General features: G+C 45.7%; 18 protein-coding genes. 10 read left to right on the top strand and 8 right to left on the bottom strand.

The features are described 5' to 3' along the window. Window positions 1-106: 106 nt before the first annotated feature. Window positions 107-1,363, bottom strand: coding sequence for an adenylosuccinate synthase (locus L1076_RS15055; RefSeq protein WP_005439252.1), 1,257 nt, complete (start codon window positions 1,361-1,363; stop codon window positions 107-109). 107 nt (window positions 1,364-1,470) lie between these two features. On the opposite strand from L1076_RS15055, the gene L1076_RS15050 reads away from it, so the two are divergent. The 4 genes from L1076_RS15050 (at window position 1,471) to L1076_RS15035 (ending at window position 4,720) form a co-directional block, all read left to right on the top strand. Next, window positions 1,471-2,340, top strand: a complete 870-nt coding sequence (locus tag L1076_RS15050) for a LysR family transcriptional regulator (RefSeq protein ID WP_042602119.1) — start codon at window positions 1,471-1,473, stop codon at window positions 2,338-2,340. Between the two features lie 4 nt (window positions 2,341-2,344). After that, on the top strand, window positions 2,345-2,737 hold the full coding sequence (locus L1076_RS15045; RefSeq protein WP_237303914.1) for a ribosome recycling factor family protein: 393 nt from the start codon (window positions 2,345-2,347) through the stop codon (window positions 2,735-2,737). Between the two features lie 150 nt (window positions 2,738-2,887). Beyond that, complete coding sequence (locus L1076_RS15040) at window positions 2,888-3,673, top strand: hypothetical protein (protein WP_104035242.1); 786 nt, start codon at window positions 2,888-2,890, stop codon at window positions 3,671-3,673. A gap of 144 nt (window positions 3,674-3,817) precedes the next feature. After that, complete coding sequence (locus tag L1076_RS15035) at window positions 3,818-4,720, top strand: neutral zinc metallopeptidase (protein WP_104035243.1); 903 nt, start codon at window positions 3,818-3,820, stop codon at window positions 4,718-4,720. A 123-nt stretch (window positions 4,721-4,843) separates the two neighbouring features. Here the strand turns inward: L1076_RS15035 and L1076_RS15030 are convergent, their stop codons facing one another. Further along, the gene (locus tag L1076_RS15030; RefSeq protein ID WP_054755527.1) at window positions 4,844-5,365 is read right to left on the bottom strand and encodes a DUF2058 domain-containing protein; all 522 of its coding nucleotides are present in this window, start codon (window positions 5,363-5,365) and stop codon (window positions 4,844-4,846) included. A gap of 427 nt (window positions 5,366-5,792) precedes the next feature. Here L1076_RS15030 and L1076_RS15025 point away from each other — a divergent pair, with 427 nt between their 5' ends. Genes L1076_RS15025 through L1076_RS15005 form a run of 5 tightly spaced genes read left to right on the top strand, consistent with a single transcriptional unit; the run spans window position 5,793 to window position 15,201 of the window. After that, on the top strand, window positions 5,793-6,392 hold the full coding sequence (locus tag L1076_RS15025) for a DUF1449 family protein (protein WP_038876667.1): 600 nt from the start codon (window positions 5,793-5,795) through the stop codon (window positions 6,390-6,392). Window positions 6,393-6,413: 21 nt separating this feature from the next. Then, a complete protein-coding gene (locus L1076_RS15020) occupies window positions 6,414-8,501 on the top strand; it encodes a peptidase (RefSeq protein ID WP_237303913.1) in 2,088 nt (695 codons plus the stop codon). A gap of 58 nt (window positions 8,502-8,559) precedes the next feature. Next, window positions 8,560-13,422 (top strand): DNA repair ATPase, encoded by a 4,863-nt coding sequence (locus L1076_RS15015; RefSeq protein ID WP_237303912.1) that lies wholly within the window; start codon window positions 8,560-8,562, stop codon window positions 13,420-13,422. Further along, window positions 13,423-14,127: a phospholipase D-like domain-containing protein gene (locus L1076_RS15010; protein WP_237303911.1), complete on the top strand. Its 705-nt coding sequence runs from the start codon at window positions 13,423-13,425 to the stop codon at window positions 14,125-14,127. Between the two features lie 15 nt (window positions 14,128-14,142). Then, window positions 14,143-15,201 (top strand): toxic anion resistance protein, encoded by a 1,059-nt coding sequence (locus L1076_RS15005; RefSeq protein ID WP_038865067.1) that lies wholly within the window; start codon window positions 14,143-14,145, stop codon window positions 15,199-15,201. A gap of 141 nt (window positions 15,202-15,342) precedes the next feature. On the opposite strand, the gene L1076_RS15000 is transcribed toward L1076_RS15005, so the two are convergent. The 5 genes from L1076_RS15000 to L1076_RS14980 all read right to left on the bottom strand — a co-directional run bounded on the left by L1076_RS15000 (window position 15,343) and on the right by L1076_RS14980 (window position 19,470). Then, a complete protein-coding gene (locus L1076_RS15000; protein ID WP_038876674.1) occupies window positions 15,343-15,540 on the bottom strand; it encodes a hypothetical protein in 198 nt (65 codons plus the stop codon). A 163-nt stretch (window positions 15,541-15,703) separates the two neighbouring features. Next, on the bottom strand, window positions 15,704-16,795 hold the full coding sequence (locus L1076_RS14995; RefSeq protein WP_237303910.1) for an alkene reductase: 1,092 nt from the start codon (window positions 16,793-16,795) through the stop codon (window positions 15,704-15,706). A gap of 10 nt (window positions 16,796-16,805) precedes the next feature. After that, window positions 16,806-17,435 carry a GrxB family glutaredoxin gene (locus tag L1076_RS14990; protein ID WP_237303909.1) on the bottom strand — a complete coding sequence of 210 codons (630 nt, stop codon included), beginning with the start codon at window positions 17,433-17,435 and terminating at the stop codon, window positions 16,806-16,808. A 79-nt stretch (window positions 17,436-17,514) separates the two neighbouring features. After that, complete coding sequence (locus L1076_RS14985; protein ID WP_237303908.1) at window positions 17,515-18,702, bottom strand: MFS transporter; 1,188 nt, start codon at window positions 18,700-18,702, stop codon at window positions 17,515-17,517. 99 nt (window positions 18,703-18,801) lie between these two features. Further along, entirely contained in the window at window positions 18,802-19,470 is a 669-nt protein-coding gene (locus tag L1076_RS14980) for an SDR family oxidoreductase (RefSeq protein WP_237303907.1), read from the bottom strand. 121 nt (window positions 19,471-19,591) lie between these two features. Here L1076_RS14980 and L1076_RS14975 point away from each other — a divergent pair, with 121 nt between their 5' ends. Then, on the top strand, window positions 19,592-20,515 hold the full coding sequence (locus tag L1076_RS14975) for a LysR substrate-binding domain-containing protein (RefSeq protein WP_237303906.1): 924 nt from the start codon (window positions 19,592-19,594) through the stop codon (window positions 20,513-20,515). A gap of 7 nt (window positions 20,516-20,522) precedes the next feature. Here L1076_RS14975 and L1076_RS14970 read toward each other — a convergent pair whose 3' ends face one another. Next, window positions 20,523-21,065 carry a nucleotidyltransferase family protein gene (locus L1076_RS14970; RefSeq protein ID WP_237303905.1) on the bottom strand — a complete coding sequence of 181 codons (543 nt, stop codon included), beginning with the start codon at window positions 21,063-21,065 and terminating at the stop codon, window positions 20,523-20,525. Between the last annotated feature and the right edge of the window lie 3 nt (window positions 21,066-21,068).

Raw genomic sequence — 21,068 nt, 5'->3', positions numbered from 1 at the left:
AAATAAGTTAAAAAAAAGCGGCTTTACCCCGGAAAAGATAAAAAGCCGCTTGCTAATATAACCAAGTACTTAATGTGACTTGGATATAGACGTGTTAATCCACGTCTTAACGCATAATCATTTGCTCGCGACCAGGACCAACAGAAACCATTTTCACTGGCACGCCCATTAGTTCTTCAATACGTAGAACGTATTTTTGTGCCGCAACTGGTAGCTCTTCGAATTTACGACAACCAGTAATGTCTTCGCTCCAGCTTTCCATCTTCTCGTAGATTGGTGCTAGAGCAGCCGTTTGAGGCCAAATTGGGTTTTCGCTGTGCTCACCTTCGTAACCAACACAGATTTTTAGATCTTTAAGACCCGTTAGACAGTCTACTTTGGTCAGAGCGATTTCAGTCGCTGCCTGAAGCTCAACGCCGTTCTTAGTCGCAACTGCATCAAAGTAACCCATGTCACGTGGACGACCTGTTGTTGCGCCGAATTCACCTGCTAGTTCACGGAATGCGTCTTGCTCTTCCATTGCAGTGATTAGCGTACCAGTACCTACTGATGAGCTGAACGCTTTTGCTACTGCAATAACGCGCTCTGGACGCAGAGCAGGAAGACCACTACCGATACCAGCGTACATAGACACAACGTTTGAAGATGTTGTCCATGGGTACTCACCGTAAACAAGGTCACGGCCCGCACCTAGCTGTGCTTCGAACAGTAGAGTTTGGTCTTTTGCTTGCAGCTCTTTTAGCGGCAGCGTTACGTTGCAGATAGCATCACGCCAAGGAGCTGATACTTCTAGCAACCAGTTCGCCATCTCTTCTGCGGTTTGCTCGAATTCGAACGTTGGGTAAAGTGCACGTAGTTGTGGAAGTTTCCAGTCCATCCAGAACTTGATGCGTTCTACTAGAACTTCTGGTTGTTTCAACCAACCAACTAGGATGCCTTTCTTCATCACACGGTCGCCGTATGCAGGTGCAATACCTTGACGAGTTGAACCGTATGCTTTGTCGCCTAAGCGTTGTTCTTCTAGCGTATCTTCTAGTGCGTGTAGAGGTAGGCACAGTGTTGCGCGATCAGAGATGCACATGTTCACTTTAACGCCCGCTTCCGCGACTTCCGCAATCTCCTCAGACAGCGACGCAGGGCTGATAACCATACCCGGACCTAAAACTGCCAAACAGTCAGGGTTGAAAACGCCACTTGGTAGCTGGTGCAGCTTGAACGTGCCTAGGTCGTTAACTACGGTGTGACCCGCGTTGTTACCACCTTGGAAACGAATGCTTGCAGAAGCTTGCTCTGCCAAAAAGTCAACGATGCGGCCTTTGCCTTCATCACCCCAGTTTGCACCCACAACAACGATAGACGACATAATTCATTCTCCAAAAACAGACCGGAAAATCTTAGGATGCTCGCATGAATAAGAGAAATTAATTATACTCATTAACTTGATAAGAAAGTCATATCGGGTAATTTTCTATGTTGGATTTGAACTGGTTACGTACGTTTGTCACCTTGGCAGAAGTAAAACATTTCGGAAAAACAGCGATTGAACTGCACATGACGCAGCCAAATGTCAGTCTTCACATCAAGCAACTAGAACAAGCCACTCGTACCAAGTTGATAGAACGCAACCCAGTACAGCTGACTCAGGCCGGTAAGCGATTATTAGACACTGCCGAGCACATGTTGAATGAGCTGCAAATCTGCCAATCTGATCTCAATGCCATTAACGACTTAACACAAGGGACACTCTCGATTGCGGCGAGCGATATTGTCTCGCGTCTGTTACTTATCAAGCCATTTCAACAATTCAAAAACGAATATCCTGGTATCGACTTAGCGTTGTTCAATACCACCTCATCACAAGCAGTGGATTTGGTAAAAAGTGCCCGTGCTGACATAGGTTTTGTTATTGCTCAGAAAGAAAGCCAACCACTTCACTTTACGTCGCTGACCCAAATTCATTGGTGTGCCTTCGGTGACAATATTTTTGATTGGCGAGACAATAGCGAAGAAAACCAAACGCTGATTTTGCTCGGTCACGATACCCGAACGCGCGAACTGATTGACGCGTCTCTGCCAGAGCTAAACCTGCCCAAACATCGTGTTATGGAAGTCGGCAGCGTAGAAGCACAAATTGACTGGGCTGAAGCCGGTTTCGGAACGGCAATTGTGCCTGATTTCTCCCTCGATCCAAGATTGAAACTATCAAGAAAAGTGACGCCGTTACCCAGCTTCCCCAACACCGATTTTGGCTACATTGTTCGCCAAAACCAAGTGCTGTCTAAAGCCGCAAAACAGTTATTGAAGTGGGTGGGTGAGAATGTATCTGTGGTAGAGGTTTAACGGTATGCAAGACACAACGATCACCATCCCTCTACCATCTTTGATTCACCGAATTGGTGGTGACCATGCTAAGCGAGCCAAAGCTATCGCTGCAGAGAACAAGTGCGAACTGAAGCGCATTCGACGCTCTCGCAATTGGCAAATTGCTGGGGAGGGTTTGAATTTAAAAGCATTTCTCGACGTTATCCGTTCCCAAGACGCCGAAAATTTGCATTTTGTGATTAAAAAATTGGAAATTGGTCTTACCAAACACAGCGATAAGCTTGAACCTTTGGAAGCCAAACTTATTCGATTGGTAATGGAGAGCCCAAACATTACTTTGGCAGAGCTAATGTCGGAAACAAATTGCACTTTGATACAGGCAAGGACAGCGCGTTTCGAAGCTGAAATGCTGTAAAGTAATTGATTTAATTAACTATACTGAACTTCACAACTGAAGGATGAGTCGTTTTACTAAAGACACAAGTTATGATCTTATGTGTTTAAGGGCATAGAATCTGCATTGACTGTCTTGGTTAATAAATGAAAGCCAAGACAAGGAGGTTTTATGCACCCACGTATAATTGTTTCCATTTTTACGTGTACTTTAATTGCAGCGTGTAACAGCGATACGACAGAAGATACAACTTTCGCTCTTGAGTCTTCATGTGATTTAGAAGCGGTTAATTTACTCGATTTCGAAGCTTGGCAGAGAGAAGAGGGCTGGTGGGTTGGTGAATATACATTTTTAGGAAGTGATGGTAATCCAAACGTGTCTTCGAGATGGCCTTATCGATACGACCACTACAAAGGCTTTATCCACCTCGAAGTGGTGGGTAACAGTATCAAGCAGCGTAATGTATTCCTCTACCCTCCCAAACTGGCACAAGATTGTTCCAGCGATACCGACGTGATTGGCCCCGGTATTTGTGGAACGAATGGTAATGAAAAAATCTTTAGTGCCGATCAAAGTGCATCGGACTGTAATGGGGGCTTGGCGGGTTCCTACGAAGCTTATGGAATGATGGTTGACACCTCAACCACTTTGATGGGGGAGGACAGTGTGTTGTACCAAGTGTATCTGCCTGACGGAAGTATCATGCAAAATCAGTTAACGACCCTCCCTCCCAACGATACGAGAGTGCGCACAGCTCAAGGCTTTTTTATGGATCAGCCAACTTATGCAAGTTTCTACCGAGAAAACAAAGTCACCAAAGAAGAATTTATGCAGCAGTTGGCAGATGCGCGTGCCGAATACGCCATTCTTGAGGAAGACTTTTGTGGCTATGATTCGGGCGGCCAGCCTAGCCAAGTTACTTGTACTGAGCATTTTGGTGTAGATATTACAAAATAGCTCTAACGCATAATGATCACGAGTGCCTAGGCTCAGTCGTTTGATTCTAGGCAAGTGTTGATTCTAGAAGCCTGTGATTTGAGTAAGATCCTTAAAATTGAACCACAATGTAAAGTGTAATCAGCATCGCGACAGGAGGAAAACATGCGATGGCGCAATAGTAAAAGAAGCTCAAATGTAGAAGACCGTCGAGGACAACCAGGGGCAAGAAGCTCTGCTTCAACAGGCTTACTCGTTGCGCAATTGTTCCGTTTTCTGCCTTTCCTTTTAAAAAGCAAGGTAGGGCGAGTGGTGTTACTTAGTGGTGTTCTGTTCTTTGGGTATCAAGCTCTTATGGGAGATGGTGACCTGATGGGACAAATTGCAGGCACGCCAGCAGTGACGCAACAGTCAAACAACTCAGCAGATAGCCAAGCGTTAACTGATGAGAGTGCCCAATTTGTTGCGGCCATACTAGGGACGACCGAAACGGTTTGGGGTGAACTGCTGCCTAATGGTTATTCGGAGCCGACTTTAGTGTTGTACAGTGGTTCTACAATGACAGGGTGCGGCGTGGGTAGGGCGGTGACTGGGCCGTTTTATTGCCCAGCAGATCGGAAAATATATCTAGATTTGAGCTTTATGGATGAGCTTAAAAGACTCGGAGCCCCGGGAGACTTTGCTTTCGCTTACGTAATTGCTCATGAAGTTGGCCACCACGTACAAACACTGCTTGGCACCAGCAATCAAGTTCGCCAATTGCAACAGCAATCCTCTAGAGTTGAAGCGAATGAATTGAGTGTCAAACTTGAACTGCAAGCTGACTGCTACGCTGGCGTATGGGGATTCTACGTTAATAATGAGATGAAACTGCTTGAGCCTGGAGATATGGAAGAGGGGATTGCTGCGGCAAGTGCTGTGGGCGATGACCGATTACAATCTATGGCAGGGCAAAGTGTACAGCCCGATAGTTTTACTCATGGATCTTCAGAGCAGCGGGTCGAGTGGTTTCAAAAAGGCTTTCAATCGGGTGATCCAAACCAATGCCAAACATTCGAAACTAACTGAGCAATGATGAGAGAATTATACAGTTTGAAGGTCAAGCAACCTTGATCCTGGTTTTGCTGCTTACAAAGAGTAAAACCAGACAGGAGCTTGACCTTACTTATCGAGTTTTGTTGCGAACTCGCTTTACCACATCAGATCGTCTGGTACGACGAAATCTGCGTACGGGTCATCTTCTGCTGGGATATCTGACTCAGGCTCTTTCTGTTCGATGATCACAGACTCGTCACGTTGAGCAATCTTGTTCGCAACAGGACGAGGAATGACCACATAGCTTTCACCAACGATGGCGATTGCCAAGATGCCTTTGATCAACTGATCACGGACAAGTGAATCGACATAGAGAGATTTCACTAGCGTGCCGTGAGTGAAATTGTATTTGATGTCACCATCTTTCAAATCAAGCTTGTTCATTTCGATTAGCTGAATGATTTGCGCTTTAACTTCTTTGCTCAAACGCTCGTTGTTTTGCTGCTCGCTAAGTTGCTTGTCACGTTCTAACTGCTGACGTTTGTTCTCTTCAACCGCCGCTTTAACTTCGCGGGCTTGAACGCGTGATTTTTTAGAGCCTTTCTTAGCTTTCTTCAGTTTTTTCTCGTTAACCAAGCCTGCTTTTAGCATCTGCTCTTGAAGGGTAAGTTTTGCCATGTTCTATCCGGTTAGTGCGCAATTTTGTGCATTTTAACCAGTCAGAAGACGCAAAGGAAGAGGGGGAAGTCCTTCTCATTGATATTGAGTTCGCTAAGGTAAGGAGAACAATGGAAATGAGTAATGGTTAAAATATAGAACTTGATTCGATAAAAAATAGTCGAAATAAAGAGACTATCATTCTGTAATATAATTGAGTAATTATTAGATAATTCCAACGGCCTTTACTTTAGTGTGCTTATTGTTATTTATTCTTCGACTTATTGTGAGGCTGATAATATTAGTAATCATTGATGTAGTTGATTTTTATTTTATTGGTTTTAATTTTGTCGATGTCAGTCACAAAAAAAAGTCAGAGGAAAAAAACTCAATTTATGATCCTTTACCATAACTCGATAACCCTCACCGTTGAAATCTATTATTTGTAATGATCGATATATTGCTGTCCTTCCCGACCAATGTGTTCTTTGTGCCGTTTGTTTTTCTTCTTTTGATTATGTGCATTGATCTCATCTTTAATGTTGTAGATGTGGCGGTCGCAGATATCGATTTATTTGAATCGGGAAATCTATTTAGTGGTGGGCTCTTATTGCCCCCTATATTATCTAAAGTCCCACTAGCGGTGGGCCTGTGCGTGAGTTTCTTCTTTGCCACTATTCTGTCTTTCTATTTTTCTTCTTTTATAGATCAATACATTAGCACTACTACAGCGATGATTGCGAAAGTCGTTTCTATCCCTGTTAACTTCTATTTGTCTTTGTATATTAGTGCCAAGCTATTAAGCCCATTAGCGCCACTCTTTGATAAGAGTAAGGCGTTTGCAAAGGTCGATTTTGTAGGGATGAAAGCAAAAGTGCACAGTGGTGAAGTGAATGCTCAACGCGGTGAAATTATTGTCCATCATAATGGCAGTGAATTCTTACTGGATGCCCGAATATTAGAGTCGGATGCACCCATTGAATATGGTAACGATGTCGTAATCGTTTCTCTAAATAAACAAAAAAAATATTACATTATTAATCAGTAGCTAGAAAATTAAGGAGCAGCTATGCAGATTTCTCCAAGTCTGATATTCCTTGGAATTGGTATCGGGATTTTTTTGATTGTTCTTGTGTTTCTTACCACCCGATATAAAAAAGTTCGAGGTGAAGGCGACGCGCTTATTGTAAACGGACTGCATGCTACTCGCGCTTCTTTAACTGGTACTTTTGTATGGCCAGTGATCAATAAATTTGAGTTCATGGATATTACTCGTAAAAAAATCTCTGTCGTTAGAAGTGGTCGTAAAGACCAAGAAGGCGAAGAATATGAGGGCCTGCATTGCCGAGATAATATTCGTGCGGACCTTAAAGTCGATTTCTATATCGGTGTGAATCATGAAGAAGAAGACATTGTTCGTGTTGCTAAACTCTTTACTGCTCATGATGCCTCTAACCTAGACCGCCTAAAAGAGCACTTCCAACCTAAGTTTTCTGAAGCTCTTAAAACGGCGGTAAAACAGTTTGAATTCGAAGAGCTGTTAACTAATCGTCGTGCGTTTCGTGATGCCGTTGTTGATGTAATCGGTAGCGAAATGGATGGTTTTAAAATCTATGATGTTGTGATCGATAAAGTCGACCAAACGGCTTTAGATGCGCACAGCCCAGGCAACATTCTCGACGTAGAAGGCATTCGTAAAATCTCTGCTATTACCGCGCAAAAGAACACGGAAACTAACGCGATTCGTCAGGATGAGCAAACGACCATCAAGAAGAAAAACGTTGAGGCTGAAGCGAATCGTCTCCAGCTTGATAAACAAGAGAAAGAGAGCATAGCTCGTACTCAGCGTGAAATCGATATTATCAAAGCGCAAGAAGAGGCGTTGGCCGCTGAAAAACGTGAAGAATATGAGCGAATTACTAAGCTAGCTGAACTTGAAACCGAGGAAGAAGTTGCTAAGAAACGCGAAAGTGTCGAGATGGAAGTCGAAATGACACGTATTGCAAGCCAGCGTCAAGTGGCAATTCAACAAGAAGAGCTCAATCGTTCCGTCGAGACTGAACGAGTTCGCACTTCAGCGGAAGTCGCTGAAAAAGAAATGCAGAAAGAGACGACGGTCGAAGAAGCGATGAAGTCTGTCGCAGAGACTCGTTCTCAGCGCGTTGAAATCGAACGTAAGATTGCGCGCGAAGAGGAAGAAACGGAAAACTTGCGCGTGAATGAGCGTGTAAACCGTGAAAAACGCATCAAGCTGACGGAAGCAGAAGCGGTTGCGGAATCTGCTCAGATCGAACTATTGGTTGCAGCTCGTGCAGAGAAAGACGCAGCTCGTGAACGTTCTGAACGTATCTTGATCGAAAACGAAGCTGAGATGAAAGTGAAGACTCGTGACGCGGAAAATGAATTGGCAGTGAAGACTCGCCAAGCTGAAGCGGAGCAGGTGGTCACAACCAAACGTGCGGAAGCAGAATTTGTGGCGAAAGATCGTGAAGCCGCAGCGAAAGAGCGCATGGCACAAGCAGAGAAAGAGTTGATTAGTGCAACAGGTCTTGCTGAAGTGGAAGTAGAGCGTGAGCGTGCGCTTGCGATAAAAGAGACGGGTGAAGCAGAAGCTTACACCTTGCAAAGTGCCGGTGAAGCCGAAGCTCAAGCCCTACGTGCTAAAGGCCTGGCAGAAGCAGAAGCTCAGACAGCTCGCTTCGAGGCGGCTCAGCAATATGATGATCACACACGTGAACACGACAAGTGGGTGATGCAGTTACAGCAAGAGAAAGACCTTGAATTGGCGCGTATTGATGCTCAGAAGACTGTGGTCGGAGCGAATGCTCAAGCCTTGGGCGAGGCGCTATCGAAGGCAGATATCCGTTTGTTTGGTGGTGAAGGGATGGAGCAAATCCGCCGCACTATCATGGATGCTGCTGTCGTTGATGCGAAGTTTAACGAATCAGAGGTTCTTAACCCACTGGTCTCAGATTACGTAAATGGCAACCGTAGCTTGCCGCAAGACATCAAAGACGTGTTAGAGAGTACGGAACTGAAAAGTAGTGATTTGAGTAACGTTGCTTTAGCGGGTTTGCTGAATTCACAAGGTGGCGCCGCGGAGCTGATGAAGAAAATTCAAAGCTCATTAGACACAACAACCAGCGATAAATCTTAACCTTTCATTCTCTCTAAAAAATCCCGCTTCATCGTAAGCGGGATTTATAGGTATTAGCATGTCAGATATGACTCAAAAAGCGGTGAGTGATGCTGGTGCATACGATGTTTTAAAGACGCGTTTGTTGCAGCAAGGCAGCCAGCTAAAGTCTCTCTCCCAATCCTTCAATCAGCAACGTCAAGAAACGTTTGGCGGTCAAGATTTCAAGTTGATCGGCAAGGTCAATGTTCAAACCGATGCCAAGTGTATTCCGATCGACATGGCTCAGGTAAACCAGCATTTACTGTTCGGTTATCATGTCCAAGTCGGGATGAAAGCGACCCCTTCGTTAGATGATGTCTTCGGGCTTTATCAGCTTCACGAAAATGAAGGCACGTTCCGTGTAGAACGCCTTCCACTTGAATCCAGTTTTTTATCGGATTCTCGTTTTACCCATGAATTGACGGAACTGTTTACTTACTACCGAGACGCGAGGCTTTCTCAAATCTCTCGTCAAGAAAGCACGCTTTACCTCGCCTTCCAAATCGGAATGCGCCCGGAAGACAGGAAAGTATTTCGTTTTCAGATCAACGCCCACTCTATCGAGTACATTGATTCTTTGGGGCAAAATGCGCTAACCAGTGTTCCTCAACATGATTTTGATTGGATCCCAACAACGCGAGATGATCATGTGCTTGGCGATCATCCGCATGTATCTATTCAAGATAAGCTGTTTGTTGAATGTGTGGGTGGGGACTTAACCATCAAGGTGGAAGACAACACCAAAGATGGCAAAGGTATCTACAGAGAGGACGTTGAAGATCCTCACCAAAGCGTTGCTGATGCACAGATCGACTACGCGTTTGTCGGAGACTTAATCGCGCTTCGAGTAAAGCCAAACCGAGAAAAACACGCTCGATACTTCCTCTACAATTCAGTGAATCAGTCCGTCGTAAGTGCTGATGCATTAAGGGCAAGTGCAAAAACGTTACCTGAAGATCATGGTGTGCTTTACGCTAATGGTTATGTTTTATCTAATGGCGAAGACAAACAGTTCGCCTTTGAAGCTGACCAGCTCAAGTTTTTCCAACAGATCACGTCACCGAATGGTGAAGACATTCTTTATATCTTTTTCAACGCCGTTGAAGGTTATTACATCGCCTACACCTACAACTTGATTGAAAAGAAATTTGAAGCGCCAATGGAAAGCCACGGTTACAGCTTATACCCAGATGGCCGCTGGTTAGTCTTTCAACTGTCAGAAAATGAAGAAGCGTCTACCATCCACCCAATGAGAATTTGGGATACGCCATTTTCTACACCAGAGCACTATGCGAAGGTCAATGCGCAAACTCAAGGCAGTAGTCCACTGTTCAATCTTGGTAATACGGAGCTAGTGCGAGCACTGTCTTCTGTACTTTCGATTTGCCAATTAGCACAGAGTGAAGAGGTGACTCAAGCGGCCTATGAGGTACTGATAAAGCAGTGTCGTTCAACGCTCGATCACTACACCTGGCTCAATCATGATTACGCTTGTGGAATAGGCAGTGCGATCAATGAACTCATGGGGACTACCGATAAGATCATCGATGAGTTTGCCAAAGTTCAACAGCTACAAAAACATGCAGCAAACAGTCTTGATAAGCAAAAATCTGCGGTTTCCGAGCTTATCGGGAAAATCAAACTGGCACCCAAAGAGCAAGCGAACACGCTACTGAGTTTACTTAGTGAGGTAAAAGGGCAAGTTGGCGTGACTATGTCGCTCCGTCAGCAGCATTATATTGATGAGGTTCAAGTCGACCGTTTGCTTGAAGAATTACAGGCGCAGCGTGAATCACTTAACCTACACTTGCTCACTCTTCTTCAGGATGAAAAAGCGTACGTCCCGTTCAAGAAGCAAATTCAGAAAATCGAGTTACAACTCGAAGAAGTGAGCAAAACTGCGGAGATTCAGAAGCTAAGCGAAGAAGTTGAAACACTTCGTCATGAGCTTCAAATAGTGACGGAAGAAGTTACAGACATCGAAACCGAAGACCCGACACAAGCAACTCGGATCTTAGACCTCACGACAGAAGTAACGTCGCTGCTTAACACTGTTTCAGCCAAGCTAAGAGCAAAATCTCAAGGCTTACAAAGCGAAGAAGCTCAAGCGGAATTTAGTGCTCAATTTAAGCTACTCAGCCAGTCGGTGAGTAGTGCAATGGAGCAAGCGTTAACGCCAGATGATTGTGATACCCAGCTTGCCAAGCTCGTTGGGCAACTGGATAAGTTAGAGTCGCGTTTTGCAGATTTCGACCAGTTTTTGACCGAAATATATTCAAAGCGTGATGAGATCCAATCGACACTGGATAACCACAAGCAACAGCTCATAGCGGGTCAACAACGTCGAGTTCAAAACTTGCTCCAAGCGGCGAATGTCACTATGAGCAGCGTAGAAAAGCGCGTTGAACGATTTGATGATGTCGCAGGGCTAAATAGCTACTTTGCTACTGATGCAATGGTACTTAAGCTACAACAGTTGTCTCAGACTATTCGTGAGCTTGGCGACACTGTGAAAGCTGACAGTGTTGACGCAAAATTGAAATCGCTTCAAGACCAATCTTTGCGTGCGCTACGTGATAACCAAGACATCTTCGAGAAAGGTGGAACCGTTCTGCGTTTGGGCAAGCATAGGTTCAGTGTGAACCAGCAACCACTTGACCTTAGTTTGGTCGATCAAAGTGGTGAATTGGCGTTACACATTTCCGGTACGGATTTTTACCAAGCAGTTGAAGATAAAGCATTCCTCGACTTGCAAACCGTTTCTCGTTTAGACGTAGCCTCAGAAAGTGAAGATGTCTATCGAGCGGAATATCTGGCGTATTTGATCTTGCATCAAGCTTCTATCAATCAAGATGGGCAGAGCCTAGAAACGCTTTATGAAGCTTTGAAAGAAGATAAGTTGAATGAACTCGTTCAACGCTTTGCGGCGCCACGTTATCGAGAAGGGTATGTCAAAGGTATCCACGATCATGATGCGGTCAACATTTTACGTAAAGTGCTGCCTGTTTATCAGCAAGCGGGGTTACTGCGTTACAGCCAAATCGCGCGATCGAAGGCCATCTTGTGGCTATTAGAGCAAGATGCTGACCAAATAGTTCACTATCAACAACAGGCGCAAAACGCGAAGTTATTGCGAGAGCATTTAAATGCATCGCAAGCGTATCAAGAGCTGCAAAAACAACTGGTTGATTCCCTAAATGATGATCAACATGAAGCCGCTGACTACCTTGCGCAGCTATTGAGTGAGCAAGATTGGCAAATTGAAGTGAGCCAGGATTCTCTTTCTCTCTGTGAAGATTATTTGCAATTCAGACGCAGTTTGGGCTGGCAACCTCAACCGCTCAGCTTTACCGAATCATTTAACGATCATCATCAGTGGTTAAGCGCGTACACTGCGAAAAAGCAATACGGTCAGGCATTCGCATGCGAAGCGGCGACGGTTGCTGTCGTGAATACCATGTCTGAGCAAAGGCTAGGTAGTGTCGACTTTTCATTGGTGTGTCATGTCGAGGGGTTATTGGGAGAACACACTCGAATAAACAAGGGCAGTGTAGAGCTCGTGTTGGATGATTTTATTCAAAGAAACGAACATCATCGAAGCTCGGTAGTTCCGAACTTCGAAGCCTATCTATCCCAGCGTACCCAGTTGTTGAGTTCTGCCAAAGAAGATTTCCGTCTTAGCGAGTTTAAACCTCGCCCATTAACGTCATTTGTGCGCAATAAGCTGATCAGTGAGAGTTACTTACCTCTTATTGGCGACAACTTTGCTAAGCAAATGGGCACGTTAGGCGATAAAAAGCGTACTGACTTGATGGGGATGCTACTTCTTATCTCTCCGCCTGGTTACGGTAAAACGACGTTAATTGAGTATGTTGCACACAAATTAGGTTTGGTGTTCATGAAGATCAATGGCCCATCCATCGGTCATCAAGCGACATCCCTCGATCCAGCCGACGCCCCTGATCAAAATGCGGCGCGTGAAATTGAAAAAATTAACCTCGCGTTCGAGATGGGCAACAATGTGTTGCTGTACTTGGATGATATTCAACATACCCATCCTGAATTTTTACAGAAATTCATCTCACTCTGTGACGGTACTCGCCGCATAGAAGGTACATGGAAAGGGAAAACGAAAACATACGACATGCGTGGCAAAAAGTTTGCTGTCGTCATGGCGGGTAACCCGTACACTGAGAGTGGTGAAGCGTTCCGAATCCCAGATATGTTGGCTAACCGTGCGGACATCTACAACCTCGGTGACATGCTGTCTGACCAAAAATCGATCTTCGACTTAAGCTTTATCGAAAACTCGCTCACCTCCAACAATGTTCTTGCGCCTTTAGCAACGCGAGATCTGAATGATTTGTACCGCTTTGTCAGAATGGCAGAGGGAGAAAGCATCGCGCTGAGTGAGATGAGCCATTCGTACTCAGCAATCGAATCTGGCGAGATCGTGACAACCCTACAAAAACTGATCATGGCTCAGCAAATTGTGCTGAAGGTGAATCAGCAGTACATCAAGTCAGCCGCAACAGCGGATCAGTATCGTGTCGAACCGCCATTCAAGCTGCAAGGCTCGTATCGAAACATGAATAAACTGGCGGAGAAAATCTCGTCAGTGATGACCGACCAAGAGATGAACACGCTGCTTCAAGATCACTATCAGGGTGAAGCGCAAACGCTGGCTTCGGGCACTGAAGAGAACCTACTTAAGCTTGCAGAGCTACGTGGTGACATGACGGATGAACAGCGAGCCCGTTGGTCTGAAATCAAAGAAGGGTATCAGCGTCAGCAAATGATGGGTGATTCCGAAGACAGAGCCGGACAGGTGGTGCAGCAACTTGCCATGCTGAATCAGCACGTTGCTCGCTTTGGTAACCATGAACAGGAGGGCAACTAAATGAATCGACAGAAATTGTCTGCATGGTTGGAGGCCTCGATACAAGATTACCGCCTAGATGATAGTGAGCGAAGAGAGCTCCAATCGGAGCTGCAGAATTCGGTATTAAGTCATGAAGACCGTTCGTACCTGCGGAATTTGAGCTTTAAGCTTGTACAACAAGAAATACAAAACCAAGGTGATGCAGCCGCTTTGGTTCGCTGGTTAGAGCGAGTGGTCAAAGTCTTAGACAATGTAATGAGTGCGAATTCGGCAGATACCGCGTCGAGTTGGTTTTCACCGGGTAGAGCGTGCGCATCCGGCATTATTGAACAGCTGAAACTGGCTCGTCATTCAGTGGATATCTGCGTTTTCACGATTGCAGATAATGACTTAACCGATCAGATCCTTGCGGCGCATAAAAGAGGCGTGGCGGTCCGAATCGTGACCGACAACGACAAAATGTACGATAAAGGCAGTGATGTTGAATATCTTGCAGCACAAGGTGTGGCGGTTAAAATTGATACCACTCGATATCATATGCACCATAAGTTCGCGATATTCGACCAACAGCGGTTGGTCAATGGCAGCTTTAACTGGACACGCAGTGCTTCTAAATACAATCAGGAAGATATTACGCTTACCGACGATCGCAGGTTTGTTTCTGCGTTCTCAAGACAATTTGAAACGTTATGGCAAAAGTTCCCTTGTCATAAGCCGTCATAAATATAGGGAGATCCCATGACCGAATTGATGAATTCTGAACATCAGGTACTTGAGGTGGACGCTACTCCTCAAATCGTCGCGCTAGCAGAGCAATTTGATGCGTTTGACAGTGTAGCGACGATCACTTTTGGTAAAGAAGCACTAGAAAAAATCACCGCTTTCTCTGACGAAGTCTTAGAGCAAGTCCGTGTTCGCGACAGCGGTGAGGCGGGCGATATTTTGCATGCAATGGTATCGTCCATGGACAGCGCTGAATTCTCAAATCTAGGCAAAACCAGCTTGTTATCGAGACTTCCTCTAGTCGGTGAGCTTTTTGATTCATTCAAAAAATTCTCGGCAAGTTTTGATTCAGTGAAAAGCCAATTGGAACAGCTTTCAGGGCGTTTAGAAGCACAAGAGATGAAGTTGGCTCATGATATTACCCAGCTCGATACGCTCTATGATCATAACTTAGATCTGCTTGGCGGATTAGAGCAGTACATCGCCGCTGGTAGGTATAAGTTAAATCAGCTTACTCAGAATGTGTTACCAAGCTTACTGGCACAATCTGAGCAAAGTGGCGACGCGTTGGATGCCCAGAAATATCGGGATGCGACCCAAGCCGTTGCGCGTTTAGAAAAGCGCGTGCATAACCTTGAGCTTACTCGCCTTGCTGCTATCCAAACTGCGCCCCAGATTCGATTGTCTCAAGAAGGCAATAAAATGCTGATGGAAGACATTCAAGATATCGTTCACAACACCTTCCCATTGTGGAAGCGCCAATTCTTGATTGCGATCTCTAATTACGAAAAAGAGAAAGCGTTGAAGGTAACGCGCGCGGTGAAGGATTACACCAATAAGCAATATGTGCAAAACGCGGAGAAACTGAAGGCGTTAGAAGAACAAATTGCAGAAAACTACCAGCGTGGCATTCTCGATCTCGATTCTCTAGAGACCGTGAATCAACTGACGATAGAAACGTTGAACAATACACTATCTCGAGTGAAGGAAGGCAGAGCGCAACGCGAGCAGGCTCAGCAAGTGATTGAGCGAGCAGAGGCGGAACTTAAACAAGCGCTTCAGCAAACCTTGTAAGGTGAATCATCTAAAAATCACTCCCTTACTCATTTTTTATCTACTTTTAACGAGTAATAGAAAATAGGGAGTGATTTTTTGGTAAAAGAGACAGCGTGGTTTCATGCCGAGTTTACAGAACCACATCAGCGGTGATTGCGCTTACATGTGACCAGAACCGTGGAACATGCCACCGAACATTCCGCCAAATATCATCCCTAAAATGCTGAAGATGATCCCTAGAATGATCATCGCAGGAATGGAAGCTATAGCGAACTTGACCATAAAGATCACCATCGACATAAATGGCATTTTAATATCAACAACCGTCACTTCTTGTTTTGTAGTTTCATCAGACACGAGCGTTCTCCTAAATTTGCATTCTGAATATGCAGCCAGTTTATTACACTCAAACTGAAGAAAACGTTGAGCTGCGTTGCGCTTTTCCCTTTATGGGATAACAACTGATTAATTTGAGAAATACGGCACGCTATGAATCGCTATCAGAGGCGGGTAAAGCCGTTCAACCAACCGCCGGATAATCCGTATAACCGTGTTCATTGCCACCAAAAAGCGTAGAGCTATCCAGTTCTGCCAGAGGTTGTTGGTGCTGTAAGCGCGCCACCAAATCTGGGTTAGACACAAATGGGCGTCCAAACGCGACTAAATCCGCATAACCTTTCTCAAGCACCTCGTCGGCACGCTCTTGGGTGTAACTGCCAGCCACGATAATCGTATTGGTGAAGTATTCGCGCAGCTCGATGCGGAAGCTTTCTGGAATCACTGGTGCGTCATCCCAATCCGCCTCAGACAGGTGCAAGTACGCAATATCACGAGCTTGAAGTTGTTTCGATGCATCAAGAATGGTTGGCACAATGTCTGGGCAGTTCATGTCCTTGAAAGTGATGAAAGGTGCGAGTCGTACTCCCACTTTGTTGGCACCAATGGCTTCGCTCACCGCATCGACCACTTCTAATAAAAAGCGAAGTCGGTTTTCGCGAGTACCGCCGTAGTTGTCGGTTCTGTGGTTTGAATTGGTACGTAGGAACTGGTCAATTAGGTAACCATTACCGCCGTGGATTTCGACGCCATCGAAGCCTGCTTCAATCGCACGTTTCGCTGCATGGGCAAAATCACTTACCACACGGTCAATATCGGCTTGAGTCATCGCTCGTGGCTCTACACAATCGACCATGTTGCCATTGCCTTGTTCGTCGGCAATCCACACTTGGGTTTCTACGGGTTTTAGTGCTGATGGGGCAATAGGCTGTTCGCCTTTTTGGAATGTTGGGTGTGATACACGGCCAACATGCCATAACTGACAAAACATCGCTGCGCCTTGCTCTTTTGCTGCTTGAGTGACGGTTTTCCAGCCTGCCACTTGTTCATCAGTGTAGACGCCTGGTGTGAATGAGTAACCCTGCGAATCGTCTGAAATCTGGGTGGCTTCAGAGATGATTAACCCTGCGGTAGCGCGCTGCTTGTAGTAAGTCGCCATCATTTGGTTTGGAATGTTTCCCGGTTGGCTAGTGCGCGCTCGGGTCATTGGAGCCATGGCTACGCGGTTTTGCAGAGTTAGTTGTTTCAGCTGTGTTGGTTCAAATAGTTTGCTCATGATCGATTCCTTACTTAAGTAGTGGTACTTGGGTTTTGTTGCTTACCGATTCCATCCAATCTTTCACGGCGTTGTCCCATTGGATTTCTGTGGCACTGAAGAACCCGCGCAAAATAGAAAATAGGATCGCTTCGTCTACCAAAGTCACATGCTGGTAGGAATCGAGATTCAACACACTTTTCGCACGTTCGATGAGCGCTTCTACCTCTTTGGCAATGTTTGGTGTGTCTTGTAAAAGTGCATCAAAATTGAGTGCTTCAGTTTCCTTTTTCGCGCGCCAAGCGAGCTGTGCAGACTGAGTGGCAAACTCTGGTAAATCCATGTTTGACCAACGTGGGTAACCCACCTTCTGCAGTGGAAGAAACGCGATTTTTTGCCAATCCAACGCTTGTTGAGATGGTTGGCTTGTTTCACTTGATGTTGCCAGTTCAAGGAAGTAAGCGATGATATCTAGACTTTCTGCCATCGCTTCACCGTTGTCTTTGATAAGAAGTGGCACTTGCTTGGTTCCAATCAGGTCTGTTGTGGTTTTGTCGTCGTCAAAAGCAATATTGATGACGTCGAGTTGGATATTCAGCATGCCAGCAACGTAGCGAACGCGAGCACTAAATGGGCAATGTTCGTAAATGTAAAGTTTCATAGTGTTTTCCTGATGATTTGTATTGGGCAGCCCCGCTTGTTCGGGAGACGTTAAGTCAGGGCTACCAGTAGGGATGAAATTAGTTGTTGAAGCTTGGCGCTAAGTCGGTTTGTTTGTGTTCTTTGCGGTTCGCCTTGGCGATGAATAGCAAACCAATCAGTGGAACAATGATGGCTGCGTAAGGGATCATGCCTGCGCCCATTTGGCTATCGAGCACCATGCCGCCTAAGAAACCGCCAAAGGCATTGGCTAAGTTGAACGCAGAGATGTTTGCTGTCGCCGCTAGCTCTTGACCTTCACCACCGTGGTTCATTACTCGAAGCTGCATTGCTGGCACGTTAGCGAATGACGCAATACCAAATACAAAGGCGGTGGCAATAAACAGAACTTTGCTGTCGACAGCTAGGCCGACCAGTACCAGTGACACAATCATCGCGATAGCCCAGAACATGGACGCTTTTTGTAGGTTTTTATCTGATGAGCGACCACCCATGGTGTTGCCGACAATCAGACCGACGCCAACGATAACCAAAATCCAAGTCACGGCACTTTCACCAAAGCCAGTGATGTGCATGGCGATAGGGGCGATGTAACCATACAAAGTCATAAACCCCGACCAAGCGAATACGGTGATCGCAAGGCTGATAAGTAGCATTGGGTTTTTGAACGCAGCCAATTGCGCTTTGACATCTTTTGCTTCGCCATGACCAGTCGATTTGATCACTGAAGTGATGAAGAACAGAGCCACTAAACCAAAAGCGGCAACGGTCAAGAAAGTGGTGTGCCAGCCGAATTGCAAGCCAATCCAAGTACCGCCAGGCACACCTAAAACGTTAGCCAGTGTTAGGCCCGCGAACATCTGTCCGACTGCACGGCCTGCCATTTTTTCTGAAACCAAATTGGTCGCGACCACGGCTCCGATACCGTAGAAAGGGCCTTGAACCAAGCCCGTGATCACTCGGCTGACCATCAACACAAAGTAGTTAGGTGCAAAAGCGGACAATACGTTGCCGAGAATAAACAGCACCATTAGCCCAGCCAGTACGGCTTTCTTGTTAAAGCGTGCTAAGTAAATCGTAAGCAGCGGACCGCCGAACACAATGGCAAGTGCGTAGGCACTGATTAGGTAACCCGCTTGCCCTTCCGTGATGGACAAAGAGTTGGCGACTTGAGGTAGGATTCCTGCAATAACAAATTCCGCGGTACCGATAGCAAAAGCTGCAAGCGTTAAAATCCATACCTGCAGCGGCATTTTTTCTTTATTCATGGGGGAGTCTCTTTTTTATTTCGTTTGAACCCATTGGTGCCATGCTTTTTTCTTGCTCTGGCACCTTGTTTTTATTTGCGGTTAGCTAAGCGTGTGCTGTTAGCCAAGCAGTGCGCCACCATCAACATCAATCACGGCGCCAGTCATGTAGCTGTTTTCAATCAGAAGTAAGTAAGCTTTTGCAACGTCACTGGCTTCGCCAACTTTGCCTACGGGCAAGCTATTTTGTGTGCGTTGGTACATGGCATTTCTATCGTCTTCGCTCATGCCTTGATACGCCTCAGTTCTAGTCAAACCTGGGCTGACTGCATTCACTCGGATAGGAGCCAACTCTTTCGCTAGCACTTTTGTGGTCGCTTCAATGGCCGCGTTGATGGCAGTTTTGACGTAGGTGTTAGCAACAACTTTGCGCGATAACATGCCGGAAGTTAGCGTGATTGATCCGCCTTTCTTGATGTAGCGTGCGCCATGTTTCGCCGCGTTGATGGCGCCCCAAAACTTGGTATCAAAAGCGTATTTTGCTTGGGAAACTTCCACGTCCATCACTTTGCCTGCCGGAGCATAAGAACCTGCTGTGACGATCAGGTGGTCAAAAGCACCAATGGTTTCGAAGTAGTGGTAAACCGACTGTTCATCGCTGATGTCTAGCCCTGTTTTGCGGCTTGCTACGTGGACAACCGCATTGTCGTTTGCAAGTTGTTGGCTAAGTTCAGCACCAATACCTGATGTGCCACCGAGTACGACGTAGACAGTTTTTTCTGTTTTCATGATTTGTTTCTCCAATCTCGTTTCGTTGGAGCCAGTATATTGATTGGAAGAAATTTGATAATTGGGTAATATTTGAATTGATTATTCAGTTCAGTCGAATAATGAGGTTTTAGGAGGGAATGTGGACAAGTTTTCGGATATGACGCTGTTTGTCAGCATAGTGAAGAACCAAGGGCTGGCGGCGGCTGGTAGAGAGCTCGGCTTATCGCCAGCAACAGTAACGGCAAGATTGCAGTCGCTGGAAGATCGCTATGGGGTGAAATTACTTAATCGCAGTACAAGGCATATCTCACTGACGGACTCTGGCGCTATGTACCATCAGGCATGCTTGGAAATCATCGACAGCGTTAAAGAGACGGAGAACTTGCTCCAAACTGGCACCAAAGAAGTGCGCGGCACACTTAAAATCTCGGCTCCTCGTGATATTGGTAAGCAATACATTTCGCCAATACTGTCGGAATTTAGTCAGCTCTATCCTGATGTGATCCCTTATCTGTATTTGAACGATAACTTATCCAACTTGGCGGAGTCCGGTTTGGATATTGTTATCCGATATGGAGAGCTAGCCGACAGCAACCTTATCTCTCGCAAACTGGCGTCCAGTCGCCGAATGCTTTGCGCTTCTCCTCAGTATTTGGCAAAGAAAGGCACGCCGATCACGCCACAAGATTTAGCACAGCACGATTGTTTAGCCATGGTTCGCAGCAATGAAGAGTTGAAAACGTGGCACTTTCAAGATGAAGAGCAGCACAATGTTGTTACTGTCGTACCGAAGCGTTTTTCTGATGATGGCGAAGTGATTCGTCAATGGGCGTTAGATGGGGCGGGGATTGCGTTGAAATCGATTCTCGATGTGCAAGAAGACATCAAACAGCAGCGTTTAGTGACGGTGTTAAATGGCTATATGAAGAACTTCAACGCATCGACCTCTTCTGCAGGCGCAGATTTGAACGTGATTTACCTGAGCCGCCAGTATCAACCCAAGCGACTTCGTTTGTTTTTGGACTTCTTGATTGAGCGCTTCCATAGCCAGTTTCCGGAATAAGCAAGGCTTAGACGGCAACCTGTAATTGAGGCCATGTGATTAGCCAGTTTTTGGATTCTACCCGAGATTGAAACAGCGCTAATGTTCGCTTGGGATTGTAAGTAATCTGGCCTTCAAACAAAGAATCAAATCCGAACGCTGAAATGCACTCTATCTGATTCTTTTCGTTCAATCTGGCAGCGACCGCCGTCTCTTTTTCTGGCCAGTGACTCATCGCATCTAAGGTGCTTTGGTATGGCTTATCACCATTCCTTAGGTGCATGTTTGCTTGATTGCGCACTTGCCAGTTAAGCTCTGGCATTAAGGCGTTTAGTTGAGCTTCGTATTTGAGGTAGGCTTGTTCGTCCAACTCATTCAGATCGAAATAAACCACATCAAGATCGTTTAATGGTGTTGGATTTTTCTTCTGGTGAAGGTGATCCCAAACTAAGTTTCGCACAAAGCCCGCAGCAATGTAGCAATCTGGCAAAGCCAGTGATCGAACACACTCCAATGCTTGAATGCGAAGTGGATCTTCTGCTAAAAACTGAGCAAGTTTATCTTCAAGCATCGG

Source organism: Vibrio sp. MMG023, from assembly GCF_021654215.1.
Taxonomy (GTDB): Bacteria; Pseudomonadota; Gammaproteobacteria; order Enterobacterales; family Vibrionaceae; genus Vibrio; species Vibrio jasicida.
The sequence above is the reverse complement of the archived record's forward strand: the minus strand, read 5'-3'. Positions and strand labels throughout refer to the sequence as shown.